Raw genomic sequence first — 19,618 nt, 5'->3', positions numbered from 1 at the left:
CCGCGAAGAGGTGGCCTATGCACTATCGGTCTTGACCGGGGAGCCGCACATCCGCACCGTGCGATCGCTACTGCCGCTGGCCAGGAGTAGGCGGACGTCAGAGCGGGGCCCGAATGCCACCGTGTTCACGGTGCCGGTGTGGCCGGTCAGCGGTGACCCGAGCGGTTCCCCGGTCTCGGGGTACCGTCCCATCGTCGCTACCGCTGGCCAGGAGCAGGCCGCCGTCGGCACGGGTTCCGAACGCCACCGACCTCACCACGTCGGTGTGGCCGCTCAGCGGTGACCCGAGCGGCTGTCCGGTGTCGGGGTCCCACAGTCGCACAGTCTCATCTCTGCTGGCGCTGGCCAAGAGCAGGCCGCCGTCGGCACGGGTTCCGAACGCCACCCCGTACACCTCGTCGGTGTGGCCGCTCAGCGGTGGACCGAGCGATTCCCCGGTCTCGGGGTCCCACACCCGCACCGTCCCATCGTCGCCGCCGCTGGCCAAGAGCAGGCCGCCGTCGGCGCGGGTTCCGAACGCCACCGAATTCACCTCGTCGGTGTGGCCGGGGAGTGCGCGGTGGAGGGTAGTAGTGGGGGAGGTTGTCCAGCGTGGTTTCCAGGGGTGTTCTGGTGTGGTGGTGATGGTGGGGATGGCTTGTGATTCGTCGCGGAGAGCGAATGCGTGCAGGATGGTGGCGCGTTCGGCGGGGTCGGTGGTGGTACGCAGCGTGTCGAGGGCGCGCTGCAGGAGGCGAGTGGTTGTGGTGTCGGGCAGGTCGGGGCCAGCGAGTGCGCGGGCGAGCCGGTCGATGTCGGTGTAGAGCCAGAATCGGGTGTGGTGCAGCAGTTCTGGGAGTAGCTCGCCTGCGGTGGCGTGGGTTGTGAGGTGTCGGCGCAGGTACGGGTTGGTGTGTGCCCAGTCGCGCTGCGGCGTGGGTTGTGGGGTGGTCATGAGGGGTAAGTGGCGATGTATCGCGACGGGGTGCCCTGCGCGGCGATCGCTCGTGCCCTCACCGACGCCGGTGTCCCCAAACCGGCTGGCGGACTGGTGTGGGAGCGCTGTCATGTGTGGAGGCTCGTGCGTACAGCTGCCGCCATGGCAATGATGGCCGAGCCCGAGGAGGATTGGACCGCGGCCGCGTAACAGAAAAGCGCTGGCCCTCGTGTTGCGGGGGCCAGCGCTGATCGCGGCCAAGGTCAGTGGGTGGCGGTTGATGGCTCGACCAGCCGCCGGATGTTGCCAGGGCATACGTCGGCGATGGCGCCGGTACCTATGCGCCGGTCGGAATCGACGTCGAACCCGATGCCCCCGACGAGCGGCACGACCGCGCGGGGCCAGTAGATCGTGTCGGGGGGGTGCTGCGCGGAGTGTGTGATCGTTGAAGTGCGAGGGTCACCAGTTGCCGGGCTCGGGCGATCCAGCGGCACCGTTGCGCCTGCCATCGCAGCCGACGTGCTCGCGCAGCATCGCGATGTCCTCGTCGGAATTGGGTGCGAGCATCGAGGTGCCGGGCGGAAGCTCATCGAGGCCCAGGAACCAGCAGATCTGGCGCAGGGTGTCTTCGTCGCGGCCGCCGACGTTGTTGCGAATGATGTTGCGGACCGAGTGCACGATACTGACCGCAGCGTGCCCCCAGCAGGCCACTCGAGCACGCTCCGCGGGGGTTGCGCTACCGTCGGCAACGCGGCGCAGCAGTTCGTGCACCTCCTCGACCGACAGCTCATCCAGAGCACGAGCCGCCTGCAGCTGCAGCGGCGTCACACCCGGCCGCGGGTCGTCATCGGAATACTCGCTCACTCATCGCCCCCTACCTCGGTTCCGATCGAAAGACATCATGCTGCTGCGCAGCGCGAGGCGAGGCGAGTTCGGCACAATCCCCGCAATCGGACTCCATCGCAAGGCAGTTGGTGTCGGGGCGTCCCGACCGACCTAACATGGACCCTCGGTCCGCCACCACACTCGCGAGGAGACGATGTCGGAGAAATCACTGGTAGTCGACCGCCGTGGGCCCGCGCTGTGAACCCAGGACATCGGACACCGTCTTGCGGATCATCCCGGCGCACTGACGGGCCGCGCAGGTCGGTGCGGATCGCATGGTGGGGCGATAGCCTGATCGAAGCCTACGAAGCGCACAATCCGCGCCTTGCCGACCCCGCAGACCTCCCGGATGTCGGCAGCATGGTCGAGATCACCCAGTGGCGCCATCGCGGCTTCGCCTATGCCGCCACCATCGCCCTGCGAGCCCGACACCCATCGGTCGAGGTCGAGTCGGACAACTTCGCTGTCGGCGGAGCGACCTCAGCTGACGTACTCGCCGAAATCCGTGCCGGCACCACCGGCCAGGCGTGGCATGTAGCGGTAGTCGGCTGCGGGACCAACAACGTCTGGCGACGTTTCCAGCAGCGACCCGAAGGCGTACCGATCGACGCGTACGAGGCCAACATGCGCGCCGCTCTGCGCGCGCTCGAACCCCGCGCGCGGACGCTGGCGGTCATCGCAGCCCCGCCGATCGGGTGGCTGCCCGGCATCGACACCGCCGCGGTCAACGCTGAGCTCGCCCGATACAACGAACGCGCCCGCCACGCCGCCCTCGACGTCGGTGCGTGCTTCATCGACGTCTGGGATCGGTTCATGGCGACAGCAACGGCGTTGGGGTGGGCTCCCGGCGTTCCCGCGGCGGCTGGGGCGTCGGCCACGCTGTGGCGTTCCGACGGAGTGCACCTATCCGATCTCGGTGATCACCTGCTCGCCGAGGAGATCGTGCGCTGCCCCACCGAGGCGGTGATCATCGAACATGCGCTCACGAACGACTCGACGCGGACCACAACGCAGCAGCATCACGCTCAGTAGCCCTCGCGCAGTGCGGAATCCCTACCATCGAAATCTCGAATCGAACCCTGATCCGAAAGGCTAGGTGGTGTGCGGTGAGTGAGTCACAGGCCGATGTCTTCGACGAGAAATTCGGCGCGTTCGCGCGGTGGCAAGCCAGCCCATGGGGTCGGCTGCGCTACACCACCGCGGCCGCGAACCTCACCGCCCACCTACCGGCCGGCCCACTGGACATTTTGGATGTCGGCGGGGGCAACGGCCTCGACGCGCTCGAACTGGCCGCACGCGGCCATCACGTCACGATCGCCGACATCTCCGAGCAGTCCCTCGCCGAGGCACGTGCCACGGCCGCACACCGCGGCCTGAACGACCGCGTCACCACCCGGCGCGCCAGCCTCGACACCCTCGGTGACGAGTTCGGTCGCGACAATTTCGATGTACTGCTGTGCCACAAGCTCATCCAGTACCTACCTGACCCCGCCGGGGTGATCGCCGCACTGGCGGAGCCGCTGCGGACGAACGGCGTGCTGTCAGTGATCGCGCCCAACGCCGACGCCGATCCGCTGCTGACCGCGGTGCGGGGCCTGGACCCGGATAAGGCGTTGCGGATGCTGGACGCTCCCACCCGCTACAGCGTCTGAGTTCGCGCGTCACCAGCTGCATTTCGCTGCGCAGGAGTTGACCGGTAGCGACATGACGCCGGAGGTGCAGGTTCAGCTGGGCCTGCTGGCCGCGCATGTCGCCGTCGCCGATCGCCCTTCTGCACTGCTCTCCGGTAGCGGGACCGCTGAGTTCGATCCCGCCGGGTACGGCGCCGGACATCGGGCAGGAGGCCGAATGGACCGCCGCACTGGGCAAGCGATCCTTCGGAGCTCGACACCGCAGGTTCGGCCGGGACGCCAGGGCCGAATGGACCGGCGTCACGTGCCCGAAGGCGGGCGTGACACGCGTGAACTGTGGTATCGGGTACCCGGACGGGTGCGACCGTAGTGTCGGGCGCTGTCACGAGCACGTCCCTGCGGTCATCGTGACAGCGCCCGGAGGGCGTAGACACCCCGGAGGCCCGCTCGCACCTTTGCCGGGCGAGTCCCCGGGTGTCGCCCTCCGGGTGTCTGCCGACACGTGGCACCGGGTTCTGCCCATTTCCGAATGGAGGACATCATGCGCGAAAGGAATGGCATTGCCGTTTTCGAGGTCGGGGAAGACCACCCGGATCATCCGGCGTTTCGCGATCTGCGCAGCATCTCGCTAGGTGACGTCCGGTTCCCGTTCGGCTTTTTCATCGTCGACGAGGACGGCCAACGATACGTCCGGCCCGCAACAGAAGCAGAACGCGAAGAACTCCTCTTCAAAGTGTTCCCCGACGGTCCGAGCGAATATGTTCTCGACTCGGACCGCTGCTATCTCCACGACGGCAAGTGCAAAGATTTCCGGTGCCACACCGTGCAGCCCCCGTCGCGTTGTTTTCGAGGCTACGACGAGTCCAGACGACAGTACGGCTGCTGGTGTGAATCTATCGCGTGACGGTCGAACCTGTTCTGCGTCAGGAAAACAGGCCAACCTTTTGAACCCGCAAACTTCTGCAAATTCTCAGCGTCCGAGAACGGATGCTCTCCAGACTGGAGGTGTCGGGTCTGGCGGATGGCCGGCCGACACCACCCGCCAGGCCCAAACCTTCCTACGACACAACGCGGCGCGTGTAACGGCCGTTGCAGGACCATTCGAGTAGCTCGGATCGACCGTGCCTGCCGTCTCGAACTCGTGTCGCGAGGTTCGTGACAGCGCAGAGGACAGCTATTGCGCTGGGTCCGCCATCTCCCTCCTGGGCGGTCCCCTGTGTGCGTCCGCTGATCTGAAACCCCCCATGTGATCGACAAATGTGCCTGACTGGCTGATCGTGTCGGGCTCTCGCGTCATACTGGCGGTCATGGGGTATGAAGCCGTGCGGGGGCATTCGCGTAGGGGACGGGTCGGCGGCAGTTACGTGAGGGGGTCGGTCCGCTTCACCGATCGACGCGCACCGCAGCGGCCGGGGCGCTACCGGTCCCCCTATTACCACGGCTACCGCAGTGCATCACCCAACCCGATCTGGTGGGGCCTCGCCGCGCTCTTCGGCATCCCGGCACTCGTGCTGGTCGTGCTGACCCTCACCCACATGGACTCACCCTATAGGCCGGCCGACGCCACCGTGGTGACCTCGACTCTCGCGCCCGCGCAGCCGCCTGCCCCGCCGAAGTCGCGCTTCCCGTTCAATTGCTGAGCGTTGTTCAACGGGAGTGTTCGCCGCTGCAATGCAACTCGTTTCCCGCACCGCTCCGGAAGCGTGATCGATGCCCCAATCGAGTTGGGGACCAGCGCAATCGAGGAAGGCTGGCCCCGGTCGGATGTCGGCCCGGACCGGCTTTGCCTGCCGTCCGTCAGCTGGCGGTCGCGGATGATGGCCGGAATGCCGACCCGCGCGGCCAAGGTGTGGCAATCGTGAACTTGCTCGAACCTGGAGGGCCGCTCACGACGGCGATCACCTGCGCGACGGGTCTGGATTGCGGCCGAGGATGTAGTAGTGCGCGATCGACTCCCGCAGCTGTCCGGATGGCTCGCGTTCGAGCAGCTGTGCTCGCAGGTCGGTCTCGAATTCTTCTGCGAGAGCGGGGTCTTGACGAATCCGTGCGGTGTAGGAGGTCGACCACAAGAATCCGAGGAACTCATCCACCGTCCAAGCGTGTGGTGTCGGGAACCGGTACTCGGTGACGTCGCCGAACCCTGCCTCTTGCAGGAACTCTTCATGAGTGCGTCGTGCTGGGGCGGTGCTCTCGGCCGTCGCTGGCGGTGCGACCGCAGCGCGGCCCGGTTCGCTGGACCATCGGGCCACGACATCGACGGCGACGGCTTGCCACAGCTCGGTCCCGCTCCAGGGTGTGCTGCTGCACAGGATGGCCAGGCAGCCGCCGGGGGTCAGCCATTGGCGGGCGCGTTCGGCGATCAGTGATCGGTCCAGGCGGTGGAACGCGTTGTCGATCGTGACCAGCTGCACGGGGTCGGTGACGGTCAGGTCTTCGGCCGGGCCGGTGCTCCAGGTGGTGTTGGTGGTGCCGGCCTGCTCGGCCTTGGCGCGTCCGACCTCGATCATGTCGGGTTCGAGGTCCACGGCGTGCACGTGGGCGAATCGGGTGTGCAGGGGAATCGCGATTTCACCCGTGCCGCAGGCAAGGTCGACCAGGACGCCGCCCACGCCGGCCTGGTCGAGGAGGTCATCGAACAGTAGCTGGGGGTAGGCCGGGCGGTACCGGCTGTAGTACTCGGCCGCTCCTCGGAAGAGGTCGTCGCGGTAGCCGGGTCGGACAGGCCAGCTCGGTGGGGTCGACGGCGGCTTGGTCATTTCGGGTTGTCGCTCCTTGCTCTCGCGGTTAGATGCGATGCGGCTTGGTTCCTGGGGTTCGATCGTGGTCAGGGGACGAGGTCCGGGCGGTCGAACTGACGCCGGTAGGCGCTGAACCCCTCCCGCAGACCCGCGAAAACACCTCGAGCTTCCCACCAGCGATGGCATCGGTGCTCCAGCTGCGTTCCACGGCCCTGAAGAATCCGCTGGCGAGAATCTCATCGAGCGGGTGCCCGGCGGCGCCGAGGACTCGGGCTCGGTGAGGGGAATGGTTCTCCTGCGGCGGCGGTTGTGCCGTGACCAGGCTTCACCGGTCGCCTCGAGCAACGTCGCGATGATCGTGCCGGGTGCCGGGCTTGTCGGGCTGGGGCGCGATACTCGAGGCCATGGAGGTCACCACCACTCCCGCTGCGGCGCCGACGCAGGGGAACGAGGACGCGCACCGCCCCTACGGGACAGCGGTCATCGATGCCCTCGCACGCGTCGGGCTGACGTGTCGGGCGACGGCCCGAAGGCCTTGAGTGGGTCGAAGGACTGGCCGGATTGCAGGCAGTGATACAGCTGGTCGAGCATTTTGTTGAACAGGTGCCGTAGCGCCGGTGCGTCGCGATCGCCATGTGCTCGCCGACGCTGATAATGCTCGCGGGCGGGGCCTGCGCTGCCGATGGCGGAGAATGCCCAGACCCAGCCGGTCGCGGCCAACCGGTCGTTCTTGATGCGTCGGTGGGTGATGGAGATCGACTTGCCGGAAGCGCGGGTGACGGGCATGGGCCGTCATCGACACCCCCGACCAGCCCGCAACACCCTGACTACCAGGTGGCTACTTCCGCTGTCCGGAGTTCGTGTGGACTCGAGCGTCCCGGACGTGTCGCCGCCCAGGACGTCGTGCGCGCGGGCGTCCTGGGCGGGTAGGGAGGCGAGTCGCACAAGGCTCCCTCGAACCGGTCGCCGGATGTAAAGGAGGGAGATCCGGCGACCCACCCACGATAACACCGATCGGCCTGTTTGCGGTCCGCCGTCCCGGCCACCCGAAATGCCTGGTGGCGGTCATGTTGTGTGGCTGGTTTCCCGGCGTGTTTCGCCACCGTTTCCGGTAGGTTGCTTCAAAGTTGCTGACGACCGGTGGTGATGGGAGTATGTGCCGGTCGAGCGAGTTCGTCCCAGTTGGAAATGCAACCGTCCACACTTTTGGAAGGGAACTCAGATGGCAGCGCAGGACACGAGCACGGAGAACCGGTCGTCGTCGCAGGGCCAGCGTCAGGACGTGATGGATGTGCGTGGGGAGGTGGAGATGCTGCGGCTGCGGCTGGACGAAGCCCGCCAGGAGGCCCAAAGCGCGCGCCAGTACGCGATGCAAGCGGCCGGACTGGCCCGTCAAGCGCAGTCCCAGGCGCGGCAGGTGCAGAACCAGGCTCAGACCGCGCAGCACAACGCCAATCAGGCCAATCAGCAGGCGCAGCAGGCCCGTCAGGCGGCGGTGCTGGCGTCGAATCAGGCCCAGCAGGCTCAAAGCGAGGCCGACCGCGCCCAAGCCCAGGCCGAGCAGGCCCAAGGCGAAGCCGGCCAGTCCCAGCAACGCGCGGCTTCGGCGGCCGATCAGGCCGACCAGGCCACCCAACTCGCCCAACAGGCCGAGGACCAGGCCACCCGCGCCCAGGACCGCGCCGGACAATGGGAGCTGCAGCTGCACCAGATCCGCCAGCAGGCCCGCCAGCTGGAAGGCCGCTGACCGGGGTCCGGCCGAGAAGAGAGTGGCTTCTGTGAGGACGGTGCCGGCTCGGCGGCGCATCGGGAAACCGGTGCGTCCGCTGCCCGGCACCACCCCGGGCGGTGAGCGGTCGTGAGCGAAGACCCCAACTCACCCAGCCCGCCCGAGGGCGACATCGATGTCGAGGTGATCGTGCCCGACACCTGGAGTGCCGGGGTGTATGCCAACGGGTTCACCTGCTGGTACAACCGCACCGACTTCACCCTGGATTTCCTGGTCTACCTGCCCGCCGAACCGGCCGCCGGCGACAGCCGCGGCCCGGTGATGCACCAACCGGTGCAAGTCACCGCACGGGTGAAGTTCCCGCCCGCGTTGATCTTCCGGCTGATGCAAAACCTCAACGACGCGATGAGCAACTACGAACACCAGTTCGGGCCCATCACCCACCTCGGCGAATAAACCCCCGGTGGTTGCGCAAACCCTCCAACAGTGCAGGAGAAAAGACTGTGATGACGACCGTGCCCGGGCAGATCACACTCATCGGCTGCCGTCGTGACCGCACGATCGTGCCCGACCCGCGAGTGCGCTACCGGCCGACACCGGTCGGCGGCCGCCGCTACCGGCCCACTCTCCTCGCCCCGCGCCCACGACCCGCACCCTGAAAACACCGCCGGGCCGCCCAGGGCCACATCACCGCATTCCGCCGCACTGGCCCAGGGCAGCACTTCGGCCCCGGTGCAGGGTCCCGGGGCCGAAGCGGCTGTGAGGCGTCCTCGACTCTGGAGCGAGGCAGATCGAGGCTATCGCGGCCGCCCCGATCGACGAGGGATCCCATCCCGGGATGTCGGGCCGTCGAGCACGACGGGGAAATCACCCGGAAAAGCCGCACCGGACCACACAGCCCCCACACGACCGACAGGCCGGGCGGATCGCCACCGTGACCGGCGCTGTCCCTGCTCCTTGACATATCACCTCGCAGTGGCAGTGTGCTGGGTGAGGCCGGGGCCCCTTGAGCATCGAGTTCGGGCACCGGTCGAAACGCCGCAGGCTCAGTCGTGGTGCAGTGGGAAGAACTGGGCCTGGTCAACGGACATTGGGACTTCCCAATGACTCTCAATGAAGTTGTCAAGGGCTCGGTTATGCGGCGCGGGCTTGTGGTGGGGACGGTTCGTAGCATCGGTTCTCCCGCAGCAGCACCCAGAGGACGTTGACGCGGCGGCGGGCCAGCGCCAACACGGCCTGGGTGTGGTGTTTGCCTTCTGCGCGTTTGCGGTCGTAATACTGCCGGGAGTCGGGGCTCGCCCGTATGCTGATCAGCGCCAAGGTATAGAACACTCGTTGCAGGCCGCGATGATATTGCTTGGGGCGGTGCAGATTTCCCGACACACGTCCAGAGTCACGGGGCACCGGTGCCACGCCGGACAGGCTCGCCAAGCGATCGGCGGAGCCGAAGGAACGCATATCGCCGCCGGTGGCGGCGAGGAATTCGGCCCCGAGCCGGACGCCCATCCCGGGCATGCTGATGATCACCTCGGCGCAGCGATGGCGGAGAAACCGCTCCTCGATGAGCTGATCGATCTCCTTGATCTGCGCGTCGAGGGCCATCACCCCCTCCGCCGAGCGCGCCACGAGTTGGGCGCCGAGCCTTCTCCGGGCAGCGTGGTGTGCTGGGCGTCGGCTGCGCGGACGACGGCCGCGGCCAAAGCGGCAGCCGAACGCACGCCGTGTTCCCGCAGCCAGGCGGTGATCTGTTCGATGCCGGCTTCCCGCACGGCCGATGGCGTCTGGTACTTGGTCAGCAGCACCAACGGTCCCCGATTCCCGAGGGTGAGTGCGCTTTCCAGGGCGGGACTGACGGCGAGTAGTCGATCATGCAGACGGTTCGCCGCGCGAGTACGGTCTCCCACCAGATCTTGGCGTTGGGTGACGAGCATGCGCAGTTCGACGATCAGTTCTTCCTCGGCGCGGACCATGGCGAGGTCTCGGCGCATCCGTGCCTGGTCGGCGATGACGTAGGCGTCCTTCGCGTCGGTCTTACCCGCGCCTCGGTACGAGCGTGTGGCTTGTTTGACCATCACGCCGGGCAGGTAGACGATCTGCTGATCGTGTGCGAGCAGCAATGTCACCAGTAACGCAGACTCGCTGCCGTGAAGGTCGATCGCCCACGTAGCGTCGGCTCCTATCGCCGCGACCTCGCCGATCACCTCGAGCAGTGCGGACTCGTCGTTGGCCACGCGCCGCGAAAATCGTTCGTCGCCTCGCTGATCCACCACCACGCAGTGGTGATGATGCTTGCCGACGTCCACGTCGGCCCATACCCGCTCCAACCAGGTCTCCTCACCGCCAACAGCTCCGTGTCCCGAAACGACCTCGCAGGCAGGACCCTATTCAGCGATGATTCACAACTCTCAATAAGCAGCCGAGTCGTTGTGGACGGGTCGGGCGGCCAGCCATCGGGAGCCACCTCGGGCAGTCCGTTGAAAGCCACACCCGACCCGTCCGGGACATCCGAGTGATCAACCCGGACACTTAAAACATAGGGTCCGTTGACAAACGTGTAGAACGACCCCACCGCCGCTGATAGCTTGCGGTTGATCGTCGTCGCCGAACACGCCGCCTCAGGCGTCGGCAGCGATGTCACCGTCGCCGACCGCATCCCCGCAAGCAACCGCAACCAACCCACGAACCGGCCGAATTGCTCCAACCGCACTGCCCGCCAGTCGATCTGGTGTGCAGTCAGGAACGCGAAGAAGTCTCGTAGATCGAACGCATACGACCGCCCGGTGCCCGGTGCCCGCTCGATCGCGGTCAAATGCGCCAGAAACTCATCAACCGGCTCGATCACCGCCAATTGTGCATCCAGCACCGTCCAGGACTCCGGACCCCCGCCCGGCGCCCACACCGGCTGCACCTGCACACCCGCCTCCTGCCCACTCGAACAGCCCGCAAGTACGGACGGCGACGATATGACCCCTGCACCCGACGATCACAATCACGTCCGGCGCGTCATGGACATGCCCGAGATAGCCGTGTCGAGCCCGCAACCCCAACAGGGCGAAAGGTCACCTCTACCGCTCACTCCGCGGCACCATGGCAGAGCGTCGGTGCCGGTGAACTGCGGGTTCGCCATGTCGTCGCGGCCGGTCCGGACCAGGGTCCGGGCCTGATCGGCGAATCCTGTGATGGCTGGTGCGGCGCTAACTCGGCTGGGACGGCGATGCCGCGTGCCTAAGCCGGAGTTGGCAGCCGATCACCGAAGTGGACGAAGCGGTGCGTATGTCGTGTCGCGTCGATTCGAGGGCATCCACTGCGGCGGCGTTGATCCTCGACGCTCGGGCCATTTCCCCGCGTTCGCGATGCGCCTTCACAATCGCGGTGATACTGACGATCAGTGCGCCGACCAAATCGGATTCGGCCAGCGGATCGTGAACCTCCCTGCACAACTGGGCCAGGATGAACGCTGCGTTGTCCAGATCCGGCGCGGGCGGTCGGAAGATGCGCGGACGCGCGCGGCTACCGGCCGCGAGTGCGGACCTTCCGACTTCGTGCGCGGCGACGGCGAAAGCTCCTCTCGCGTCCGGTTCGATCCGCCACGACCACAGCGCCAGCACTCCAGCGACCCGGCTTGCCGCCCAACCCCATACCTTGCGCTCGCTGCTGGGAACACCTGCCAATGTTTTGTTGAAACCCTCGACTTCCGCCAGGGCGTATGCCCACAACTCGGTGTCGCCCCACAGCACCGTTTCCCTGGCCGACGGCGCCACCGAACGAGGAAGTTTCCACTCGGTCTGCGCGTCCGCCGCCGCATGTGGATCAGGTTCCCACCCGTCCCGCAGTTCGGGCAGGCTCAGGCCTGCCCCGACCTCGAGGTCGATGATCGCCGGACCGAGGCGCGCGCTGTGGGCGTCACGCCACTGGGCGATGTAGCCCGCGACATAACCGTCGACGACACTGACCCGCGGCTGCAGGACAGTCCCGGTCGCCCGCATCCGGCGTATCCATTCGGCCTCCGACAGACTGACCGCAGCCGTGGCGCGCAACGTGCGCCGCAACATCCGATGGTCCGAGCCATCGCCGACTTCCAGCCGCTCGATTCCTAACATTTGCTGCTCGAAAACCGCCCCCGGTCGAGGCAGCCCCGGCGTCACCGACCGGTAGAGACAAAGATCGCAACCAGTCAACGCGACATCATCCGATCAGTCGACGAACCGACGAGCATCGTCAGCCGAGGGGAGTAAATCTCTGCCGAAGCGAGCATCCGCCCAGCCTGCCCAGTCACCCACACAATCCGATATGGGGGAAACGCCTCTACGATCGCGACTGCGCCAGCGACCCCCCACTGTCATGAAAGCGCTTGCGCGCAAAGAATCACCTCAGCGACCGCAATGCCAGCACTCACTCGACAGATCCCGTTTCCCGGTCTCGCCAACCGCCGCGTCAGCTGGCGGCGCACTCACAGATCTCGGATGGCAACACCGAGCACGTCGAGTTCTTGTCATACAACCGACCCCTTCGACATCGACGGTGTTCGCCTGAGCAGACGATCACCGAAAAAGGCAGGTCAGACATTAGACAGATGAAGCACCCGCATCCGACATGCGGGTGTTCGCCGTGCTGGACGTCCTGCTGCGAGTCTGCGGGTGGACGTTCATCAAGGAATGCTCCGGCCCGCAAATCCTGACCTGGAGCTACGGGCGCTACGGGCCCTCCGACGCCGCAGCGGGTTACCGTGACCGCGGACGAGAGCCCGTCACCACGGTCGTGGCCGTCCTCGACCGCGCTGTCGCGACGGATTCTGTGCAACGCTGCGCGGTCGAAGTCCTGTTCGTCGGCGTGCCATGCGGGCAAGGCAGCCGCACCACGCTGGCCGGTCTCACCGCACATCTCGCAGCGATCGAAGCCTATCGGCCCGGTGATCGCATTCCGATTCCATTCCCGACCGGTCGCGCTCGACAGCCCAGCATGTGAGCGACACTGGAACAACCGAACCGCTGCAGGGTTTCTCTGGGCTCCGGACCGCCCTCCGGGCATGCGACAACTCAGCTGCGGCCCCCTCTGGCGACGGCGGGCCAGGAAGGAGAGTGCCACGTCCACCCGCACCTATCTCGTCCGTCTGGATCCGGACCTTCACGGTGGCAGCGCGACGCCGCGCGGGGTGCGCACGCAGTTCTTCGACTGGCTCGCCACCACCGGCGCCGAGGTTGTCCAACTCTGCGGCGCCGACCGCGTTGTCATCTCCGCCCCTCCAGAGGTCATCGACCAGATCAGAGACTTCGAGTACGTCTTGGACGTCGAGTTACACGACTAGCCAAAGCCGCCCGAGGCGCCCGCGTGAACTCCCGCAACCCTGACCGCCCCAGCCTCCGATTTCCTCAGACCGAAACCGTTGGGTTTGCACCGGATCGCCGCTGGACTGCGCGGCTGACCAAGCTGCCGGGCCAGCCGGGTGGTAACCACGCCGGTCTAGAGTTCGGCCTGGAGCAGGTGCATGTTGTCGGCCAACGCTGCGGCGAGTGCTCTGGGATCTCCACCATCGTGCGGGACCACGCCGTTGTCGAGGCGGGCAATCCCCGTGCCGAATTCGCGGATAGTCCGGTGGATCAGGGCTTCGGGCACGGCGACGCCGCCGGGACGACCGGCCGAACACTCGGTCAGCACGCCCCAGGAGCAGATCAACGCGATTGCCTGGTGGACGTTTTCGGCGGTGTCCTCATCGAGTGAGGGCAGATCCCCGCTGATGGCGAGTTGAGCGACGACCGCCAGGCCAGCACTGGTTCGGCCGGCTACGGCGGTCGACACGATGTGCGTCGGCGGCAGTGTCATGGGATCCGCGCCCGGCTGCTCGGCCTCCAACTCGGCCGCCATGTCACGTGCCATCTCGCGGATCGTGGTGTCGTCGAACTCGCGGCGCGCGGAAGCCTCCGTGATTCCCATGGTGGCGGCGACCGCAGTCACTCGCGCCTGGATCTCCCGGCCGATCGGGTCGCGCGGGCAGGTCAGACCGAGGCGATTGGTCTCGGCCATGAACACATTGACCCTGCCGTCCAGCCATGTCCGTCGCGCAGTCACCGGCCACAGTGTGCCAGAAACCCCCTCCCGGCCAGTGGCCATGGTCTGCCGCCGGTGTGGCGGTGGCAAGTGCGCTCGGTTCGGAGGGCGTGACGATGTCACCGGCTGCGCCGCGACGACATCGCCGTGGACGCCCCACCCGCTCCCTCCGGGCGGACTTCCCGACCGGCATCTCCCAGGCCGCCGACGACTCTTGCGTCGACAGTTTCCTCGCGCCCGCAACCCTGTATCGATGAGTCGATTTCGGCGCGTTCTCCCCTGCCTTTCGTAAGATTGCGGCACAGTTGCCGAAGACCGGTTGTAAATCCTGGACAGGCCGCCCACTCAAGTCGGGAGAGAGCGTCGGCCCTTCTCGATGTAGGTGAGACCGGTGAAGGAACTCACTTCGACTGCGTGAAGGAACTTCACTGATGAACAAATGGTCTGACACCCCGCCCCGCCGGGTGAGCATCGTGGTGGCGGGCGCAGGAGCCCGTGGCGGCTATGAGGCCGGAGTGCTATCGGTGCTGGTGCCGCGCCTATACCGTGCCGGCGTGGAATCGGTGCGGTTCCTCGGTACGAGCGCTGGTGCCATCAACGCGACGATCTTCGCCGCCCTGGCGCATTTGCCGCCGGACGACCAAGCACAACAGGCACTGCGAGTGTGGCGCGACATCACCGTCGGCGACGTGTTCCGGTCCCCGACCATCGCATTCCCCCGCCTCGCCGGCCGCGCCACCGGCCAGTTGCTGCGCATACCGGGAGCGGCACTGACCCATCTGCTCGACACCGCTCCCCTGTACCGCACGGCCCGCACCGTCATCGATTGGGATCAGCTCCGCACCAACATCGCCCACAGACGGACCGCGCTCGCGGTGGTCGCGACATCCGGTGCCGACAACCGGACCGTCGTGTTCGTCGACCACGCCGACACCGCGCCGCTGCCACCATCCGACGATGAACGGCCGATCGATTACGTGCCCGCCGCTATCACGGCCGAGCATGTGCTCGCGTCGGCGGCGATTCCGATCGTGTTCCCACCCGTGCACATCAGCGACCCGCCACCATGGGCCGGGTGGTATCTGGACGGCGGGATACGACTCAACGCACCGCTGAAACCCGCGATCGCGCTGGGCACCGACGCGATCGCCGTCGTGGCGACCCACCCCGTCATCGACGTCGACGCCACCGCGCCCGCACCCGGCAACGACCCGCCGCCCGATGCGGACGACGTCATCGTGCGGCTGATGGACGCCGCGCTGGTCGACCGGATGATCGAGGACCTACGCACGCTCGCGAAAATCAACACGCTGGTCGACACGACCGAGCCCGCCACCACGACCGGGCTAGCACGACAGGTCATCCCCTTCCTTGCCATCACCCCACCAGCGCGAGCGACCCTCGGCACCCTCGCCGAAGAAGTATTCGCCACCCAACGCCACCGGCGCCGCGGCATCGTGCCCACACTGCGTCAAGCAGAGTTACGGCTGCTGGGCCGTGTACTGGGCGGGGACGGCCCCCGCCGCGGCGACCTGTTCAGCTACCTCTACTTCGACCCCGAATTCATCGAAGCCTCCATCGAACTCGGCCAGCGCGACGCCGACACCACCTTCGCCGCAGTCCCGGCACAGCAGCTGCCCTGGCGGATCGGACCACGACAACCACTCACGACCGCATAAGAAGGATCCGTCCCCCACAAGAAGGATCCGTCCCCCGCAGCGTCACGGTCCACACCGCACGACGGCGCCCTCGGCTGAAACTTCCCGGCATCGGATGGTAGAGAGTGAACTGGTTGGATCGACGAACGCGACCGATGCGCAAGCCGCGGTGTCGGTGTCGACACGCAGACGGCCCCAGGTTCAACGGCGCCACTTCGGCGTCACCGAAGATTCGGTCGTCACGCCAGGACTGGGGGTGAAGGTCTCCTGGGTGTGGGTTGCGGTCATCCCGTTGGACTCGGCCACTCGGGGTGCTGCCATCCCGTGCACCATTCCACGCGCTCGGTTGGCCCGACGCGGCAGTATCACGGTGACCGCAACACTCACCGCCCCACCCTCGAGCTCGACGCATCCGTCACGTGTCAGCGAGTAGGCTGGAGATATCCGGCGGCACCTCGCATGCAGACCAGCCAAGGTCGCGTCGTCGCTGATTCGAATTCCGGCCCCCTGCCGTGGGGCTGCGACAGGAGCGTCTCATGACGCCACGATCGACGAGCGCGCATCCTGCACCGCCTCATCAGCTACCGCTGCACACACCACGATTGCGATTGCGTCCGCGCGGTGAGGGCAGCGACTGCGCCGAGGGGGTCTGGTGGCCTCGCACGCGCGACCTCGCCGCCGAACTCCCCGGACTGTTCACCGTCCTGCGGCCGCGCCTGGGACCGGTATGGCGGGTTGTCTACGATCCGCCGGATGGTTCCCCTCCGCTGGGCACCTTCAACTAGGCAGTCACCGAACCCGCTTGGGACGCTCATCGTTTCGAGCGGTTCAACACGATGTACGTTTGCGGTGCGCGCGGCAACGTCGTCGTGCTGCAGGTCATCTCCTCCACCACCGGAGCCGGCATAGCGAACGCTGTGCTGGCAGCGGCATCGAATACCCCCCGATGAAGGTGGATCATGATCGACGACAGCGCGACACCTCCCATCACCAACCACGCCGCCATGGGTCAAACAGCCTCCGCCCGAAGTAGCCAGCAGCCGTTCCCGTCCCCGACGCGCACACCACGCGTCCTGCTCCGCCGTCGCGATTCCGGATCCGGGCTCCTCGATGGAGCCTGGTGGCCGCGGACCGCGAATCTCACCAGTGAACTACACGACCTGATCACCGTTCTCACCCCCCAGGCTCGGTCGCCTGGACCGGGTCGGATTCGCTTGGAACGCGAAGAGTCTCGCGCAACGCCGGATCGATGACGACGACGGAGTGGACATTTGCGGCCCGGCGCCGGGCCAGCCGCCCGACACTATGCAACTGTTCGGCACCGAGGGCGCCGAACTGGCCCTGCTGATCATCCCCGCCGACACCGAACCGCTGATCGCGGCCCAGCGCATGCGGCACGCGTCGGGACAGTCCTCGAACCGGGGGTGGGGCACGATCCCCGACCAGTACGGACGCCGCTGGGACGGCGACGACGGTGGCAGCCCGATACCGCCGGACCCCGGACTCGCTGACCTTCCGGCTCTGCAGCCGCTGTGGGGCGGCGCGCCCCGCCGCGACCGGCACTGAAGCCGGCTCAGCACGCCGGCCACCGAACACGAAGCCGCTGCTCCACAGGCAGACCACCTGGGCGGAGTCCCCTTGCCGGGTGGACAGAGGTGAACGCCACCACGCGGCACTAGCGATTCGATTGCGTTTGCCGAACCCGGCAGGGGCGGGGACGAGTTCGTCGCGCGGCTGCCGGGCCACCTCGAGGGTTGGTGCGATCAGGCCCCCCTCACTGGCCGAGTGCGTCCGCGTCGGGATTCGTCGCTGGAGTGATGGCTTTGCTGGTGAGTCCGCGCAACGGGTGGTTGTTCACCGGCGTATCCGGGGCCGGGCCGGTGTTCTCAGGCCGATGCGGGCGGGTTGTGCTGGCGAGTAGTGGTGTGTGCGGTGTCGCGGTTGTGGCGGAGGCGTTGGGTGGCATCCAGGAGCAGGCCTTTGGCTTGGCGGCTGCGCAGGATCAACTCGTAGCGGCACTCATTGTCGGTGGGGACCGTGCGGCGCACGTCGGCGACCAGCTCATCCAGCCGTGCGCGCAGCTGCTCGACACTGTTCGGATCCGAGGTGTGAGCAAGCCGCGTCGCATCCTCGATGATGTCGTCGATCCGTTCTTCCAAACTGGGCATCCCGGGCTCCGCTCGTGACGTCGTGGCCCGATCCAGCCTCGATGACCGGCCAGACTACAGTGACGCATCCTCCACCGCCACCCGCCCGATCCAGCCGTGGAGCAACACTCCAAGGCCACACACACGACCGACACTGCCGGGATGAATGCCCGCAGCTGTGACGCTGCCGCGTAGGCTCGCGGGCTATGACATCGGAGGATCTCGAGGCACGGGTGTCCGCGCTGGAGGAGCAGGTCCGCGAGCTGGCCGGGCGGGTGCGCAATGTTGAACAGGACGCGGCGGCGGTTCGGGTGCTGGCCGGTGGCGCGGACCGGGACGTGACCGAAATCCGTTCCGAGATCCGTGACTTCCGCCAGGCCGCCGTGTCGGGTCTGAGCGACCTGCGCACTCGGGTCAACGATCAGTTCGCCGAGGTGCATAACGGGTTCGCCGAGATGCGCGGCAAGCTCGCCGCCGCCGCGACCGGACAAGCCCGCATCCTCACCCTGGTGACCGCACTGGTCGAACGCAGCGACCGCCGATAGGACCAGCGCCGGGGTGGTCAGGGCTCAGGCGGTTCGCCCACCGCAACTGCCCGGGGGATTTATGCTGTGGAGGCGGCGGATCCTCAGGTATCGAATCCGATTCAGGCGCGGGTAGACACCCCTACCGCCGTACCGTTGGACCAGCGCAACACGGCGGCCCGCAGACCCTCTCGTCTGCGGGCCGTTTCCCTATCGATCGGCTGTCTCCTGGACCCCGGGCCCGACGCACACACCCGCTACCCGGCGCGGGTAGAAGGGGAAGGTAACGGGCGGGTTGCCGGTCTGGAACGCGGGTAAGCCCGACAGCGGTGCACCGTTGCGCCGACTCGACGCTGTCTCACCATCGGAAGGAGGGAAAGTCGATATGAGTACCCGCGAGATCACGACGTTGCTGGCGCAGCTGCGCGCTGTGCTGGCGTTGACCAACACCGAAATCCAGATCGCCGACACCCGCATCGCCCAAGCCCGCACCGACGCCGTACGGCAGGAGTTGTCGGCCAACGCCGAGCGCGCCCGCGACCGCGCCACCGCCATCGAAGCCGCCATCCGCGAACTCGGTGGAGTCCCGGAGGTCATCGGCCCGTTCCTCGGCCGCGCGGTCGCCGCGGTCAAAGCGCTAGCCGACCAAGCGCAGCCGTTCGAGGAAGCCCTGCTGGGTGATCTCACCCTCGAACACCAACTACTCGACCGCGCCCGCTACATCAAAGCCCTCGCCACCACCGCCGGCCATCGCGAGGTCGTGGGGTTGGCCGACCGGTTGATCACCGCCCACACCGAAACCGTGGACTGGCTGACCACCGTCCTGGCCGAAGACGCCCTCGGCGGACCCGCCGCGCTGCGCCCTACCCTGCTGACCGGGACCGCGGCGCGACTGTTCAACCTGCCCGTCGACTGGTCCGCGCGCGGCCTGGACCGGGCGCTGGACACCGTCCGCGCCACCGGACCCGCCCTGGGGGAACTGCTCGCCCAGGGCGGCCGCGCCGGGGACGTCGCGGTCAAAACCTTCACCGCGTCCCGGGACGCGGCGCTGGCCACCGCCGAGCAGGTCACCCGCCGTGAAGGCGCCGACACCGCCGCCAACACACTGCGGTCGGTCCGCGGCGCCACCAGTGTCCTGGATCCCGACGAACTCCCCATCAGCGATTTCCCGGAGCTGAACCTCACCCAGGCCGCCGCCGCGATCAAAGAACTCACCGACCCCACCGACACTGATGATGGGAAGTGGTTCTGATCGTCGTGTCTCTCCCACCGACTGTCGCCCTGCTGGGTTGACCATCACTTGGTCTGACCGGCGGTCAGGGCCGCGCGCGCTGGTCGGGCGGAC

The 19,618-nt window shown here is 67.1% G+C and carries 23 protein-coding genes and 1 pseudogene; 15 read left to right on the top strand and 9 right to left on the bottom strand.

Going from position 1 to position 19,618, the window contains the following annotated elements; translation table 11 throughout:
- Nucleotides 1-97: 97 nt before the first annotated feature.
- Both GVY64_RS39200 and GVY64_RS25950 read right to left on the bottom strand, forming a co-directional pair.
- On the bottom strand, nt 98-934 hold the full coding sequence (locus tag GVY64_RS39200; RefSeq protein WP_159846639.1) for a hypothetical protein: 837 nt from the start codon (nt 932-934) through the stop codon (nt 98-100).
- 441 nt (nt 935-1,375) lie between these two features.
- Nucleotides 1,376-1,744: a hypothetical protein gene (locus GVY64_RS25950; RefSeq protein WP_236567193.1), complete on the bottom strand. Its 369-nt coding sequence runs from the start codon at nt 1,742-1,744 to the stop codon at nt 1,376-1,378.
- A gap of 321 nt (nt 1,745-2,065) precedes the next feature.
- Here GVY64_RS25950 and GVY64_RS25945 point away from each other — a divergent pair, with 321 nt between their 5' ends.
- The 4 genes from GVY64_RS25945 to GVY64_RS25930 all read left to right on the top strand — a co-directional run bounded on the left by GVY64_RS25945 (nt 2,066) and on the right by GVY64_RS25930 (nt 5,072).
- Entirely contained in the window at nt 2,066-2,833 is a 768-nt protein-coding gene (locus GVY64_RS25945; protein ID WP_159846633.1) for an SGNH/GDSL hydrolase family protein, read from the top strand.
- 74 nt (nt 2,834-2,907) lie between these two features.
- Nucleotides 2,908-3,453 (top strand): class I SAM-dependent methyltransferase, encoded by a 546-nt coding sequence (locus GVY64_RS25940; protein WP_159846630.1) that lies wholly within the window; start codon nt 2,908-2,910, stop codon nt 3,451-3,453.
- Nucleotides 3,454-3,961: 508 nt separating this feature from the next.
- Nucleotides 3,962-4,336 carry a hypothetical protein gene (locus GVY64_RS25935; RefSeq protein WP_159846627.1) on the top strand — a complete coding sequence of 125 codons (375 nt, stop codon included), beginning with the start codon at nt 3,962-3,964 and terminating at the stop codon, nt 4,334-4,336.
- A 403-nt stretch (nt 4,337-4,739) separates the two neighbouring features.
- On the top strand, nt 4,740-5,072 hold the full coding sequence (locus GVY64_RS25930) for a hypothetical protein (protein ID WP_159846624.1): 333 nt from the start codon (nt 4,740-4,742) through the stop codon (nt 5,070-5,072).
- Nucleotides 5,073-5,330: 258 nt separating this feature from the next.
- Here the strand turns inward: GVY64_RS25930 and GVY64_RS25925 are convergent, their stop codons facing one another.
- Together GVY64_RS25925 and GVY64_RS25920 are read right to left on the bottom strand one after the other, a co-directional pair.
- A complete protein-coding gene (locus GVY64_RS25925; protein WP_236567191.1) occupies nt 5,331-6,188 on the bottom strand; it encodes a class I SAM-dependent methyltransferase in 858 nt (285 codons plus the stop codon).
- 462 nt (nt 6,189-6,650) lie between these two features.
- On the bottom strand, nt 6,651-6,956 hold the full coding sequence (locus tag GVY64_RS25920; RefSeq protein ID WP_201298153.1) for a hypothetical protein: 306 nt from the start codon (nt 6,954-6,956) through the stop codon (nt 6,651-6,653).
- Nucleotides 6,957-7,392: 436 nt separating this feature from the next.
- On the opposite strand from GVY64_RS25920, the gene GVY64_RS25915 reads away from it, so the two are divergent.
- The 3 genes from GVY64_RS25915 (at nt 7,393) to GVY64_RS25905 (ending at nt 8,558) form a co-directional block, all read left to right on the top strand.
- A complete protein-coding gene (locus GVY64_RS25915) occupies nt 7,393-7,917 on the top strand; it encodes a hypothetical protein (RefSeq protein ID WP_159846617.1) in 525 nt (174 codons plus the stop codon).
- Between the two features lie 111 nt (nt 7,918-8,028).
- Nucleotides 8,029-8,355 carry a DUF3467 domain-containing protein gene (locus GVY64_RS25910; RefSeq protein ID WP_159846613.1) on the top strand — a complete coding sequence of 109 codons (327 nt, stop codon included), beginning with the start codon at nt 8,029-8,031 and terminating at the stop codon, nt 8,353-8,355.
- A 50-nt stretch (nt 8,356-8,405) separates the two neighbouring features.
- Nucleotides 8,406-8,558 carry a hypothetical protein gene (locus GVY64_RS25905; RefSeq protein WP_159846610.1) on the top strand — a complete coding sequence of 51 codons (153 nt, stop codon included), beginning with the start codon at nt 8,406-8,408 and terminating at the stop codon, nt 8,556-8,558.
- 475 nt (nt 8,559-9,033) lie between these two features.
- On the opposite strand, the pseudogene GVY64_RS25900 reads toward GVY64_RS25905, so the two are convergent.
- The 3 genes and pseudogenes from GVY64_RS25900 to GVY64_RS25890 all read right to left on the bottom strand — a co-directional run bounded on the left by GVY64_RS25900 (nt 9,034) and on the right by GVY64_RS25890 (nt 12,077).
- Nucleotides 9,034-10,202, bottom strand: a pseudogene (locus GVY64_RS25900) (IS110 family transposase).
- A complete protein-coding gene (locus tag GVY64_RS38040) occupies nt 10,097-10,813 on the bottom strand; it encodes a site-specific integrase (RefSeq protein WP_236567189.1) in 717 nt (238 codons plus the stop codon). Before GVY64_RS38040 ends, GVY64_RS25900 begins: the two are co-directional and overlap by 106 nt.
- 280 nt (nt 10,814-11,093) lie before the next feature.
- On the bottom strand, nt 11,094-12,077 hold the full coding sequence (locus GVY64_RS25890; protein ID WP_159846608.1) for a hypothetical protein: 984 nt from the start codon (nt 12,075-12,077) through the stop codon (nt 11,094-11,096).
- 415 nt (nt 12,078-12,492) lie between these two features.
- Here GVY64_RS25890 and GVY64_RS25885 point away from each other — a divergent pair, with 415 nt between their 5' ends.
- Nucleotides 12,493-12,864 carry a hypothetical protein gene (locus tag GVY64_RS25885; protein ID WP_159846605.1) on the top strand — a complete coding sequence of 124 codons (372 nt, stop codon included), beginning with the start codon at nt 12,493-12,495 and terminating at the stop codon, nt 12,862-12,864.
- A gap of 61 nt (nt 12,865-12,925) precedes the next feature.
- On the top strand, nt 12,926-13,204 hold the full coding sequence (locus GVY64_RS25880; protein ID WP_159846602.1) for a hypothetical protein: 279 nt from the start codon (nt 12,926-12,928) through the stop codon (nt 13,202-13,204).
- 155 nt (nt 13,205-13,359) lie between these two features.
- Here GVY64_RS25880 and GVY64_RS25875 read toward each other — a convergent pair whose 3' ends face one another.
- Nucleotides 13,360-13,965: a hypothetical protein gene (locus tag GVY64_RS25875; protein WP_159846599.1), complete on the bottom strand. Its 606-nt coding sequence runs from the start codon at nt 13,963-13,965 to the stop codon at nt 13,360-13,362.
- Nucleotides 13,966-14,375: 410 nt separating this feature from the next.
- Between GVY64_RS25875 and GVY64_RS25870 the strand changes: the two genes are divergently transcribed.
- The 4 genes from GVY64_RS25870 (at nt 14,376) to GVY64_RS37325 (ending at nt 17,168) form a co-directional block, all read left to right on the top strand.
- Nucleotides 14,376-15,623, top strand: a complete 1,248-nt coding sequence (locus tag GVY64_RS25870) for a patatin-like phospholipase family protein (protein ID WP_159846596.1) — start codon at nt 14,376-14,378, stop codon at nt 15,621-15,623.
- Nucleotides 15,624-16,138: 515 nt separating this feature from the next.
- A complete protein-coding gene (locus tag GVY64_RS39195; protein WP_159846593.1) occupies nt 16,139-16,387 on the top strand; it encodes a DUF5994 family protein in 249 nt (82 codons plus the stop codon).
- A gap of 174 nt (nt 16,388-16,561) precedes the next feature.
- Entirely contained in the window at nt 16,562-16,855 is a 294-nt protein-coding gene (locus GVY64_RS39190; protein ID WP_442939632.1) for a DUF5994 family protein, read from the top strand.
- The gene (locus GVY64_RS37325; RefSeq protein WP_236567218.1) at nt 16,797-17,168 is read left to right on the top strand and encodes a DUF5994 family protein; all 372 of its coding nucleotides are present in this window, start codon (nt 16,797-16,799) and stop codon (nt 17,166-17,168) included. The genes GVY64_RS39190 and GVY64_RS37325 overlap by 59 nt, the downstream gene beginning before the upstream one ends.
- A gap of 320 nt (nt 17,169-17,488) precedes the next feature.
- Here the strand turns inward: GVY64_RS37325 and GVY64_RS25855 are convergent, their stop codons facing one another.
- Nucleotides 17,489-17,761: a hypothetical protein gene (locus GVY64_RS25855; protein WP_159846590.1), complete on the bottom strand. Its 273-nt coding sequence runs from the start codon at nt 17,759-17,761 to the stop codon at nt 17,489-17,491.
- A gap of 194 nt (nt 17,762-17,955) precedes the next feature.
- On the opposite strand from GVY64_RS25855, the gene GVY64_RS25850 reads away from it, so the two are divergent.
- Entirely contained in the window at nt 17,956-18,294 is a 339-nt protein-coding gene (locus GVY64_RS25850) for a hypothetical protein (protein WP_159846587.1), read from the top strand.
- Nucleotides 18,295-18,658: 364 nt separating this feature from the next.
- Nucleotides 18,659-19,525: a ferritin-like domain-containing protein gene (locus GVY64_RS25845; RefSeq protein ID WP_236567187.1), complete on the top strand. Its 867-nt coding sequence runs from the start codon at nt 18,659-18,661 to the stop codon at nt 19,523-19,525.
- Nucleotides 19,526-19,618 lie beyond the last annotated feature (93 nt).

Origin of the sequence: Nocardia sp. CY41 (assembly GCF_009829325.1) — a bacterium.
Taxonomy (GTDB): Bacteria; Actinomycetota; Actinomycetes; order Mycobacteriales; family Mycobacteriaceae; genus Nocardia.
The sequence above is the reverse complement of the archived record's forward strand: the minus strand, read 5'-3'. Positions and strand labels throughout refer to the sequence as shown.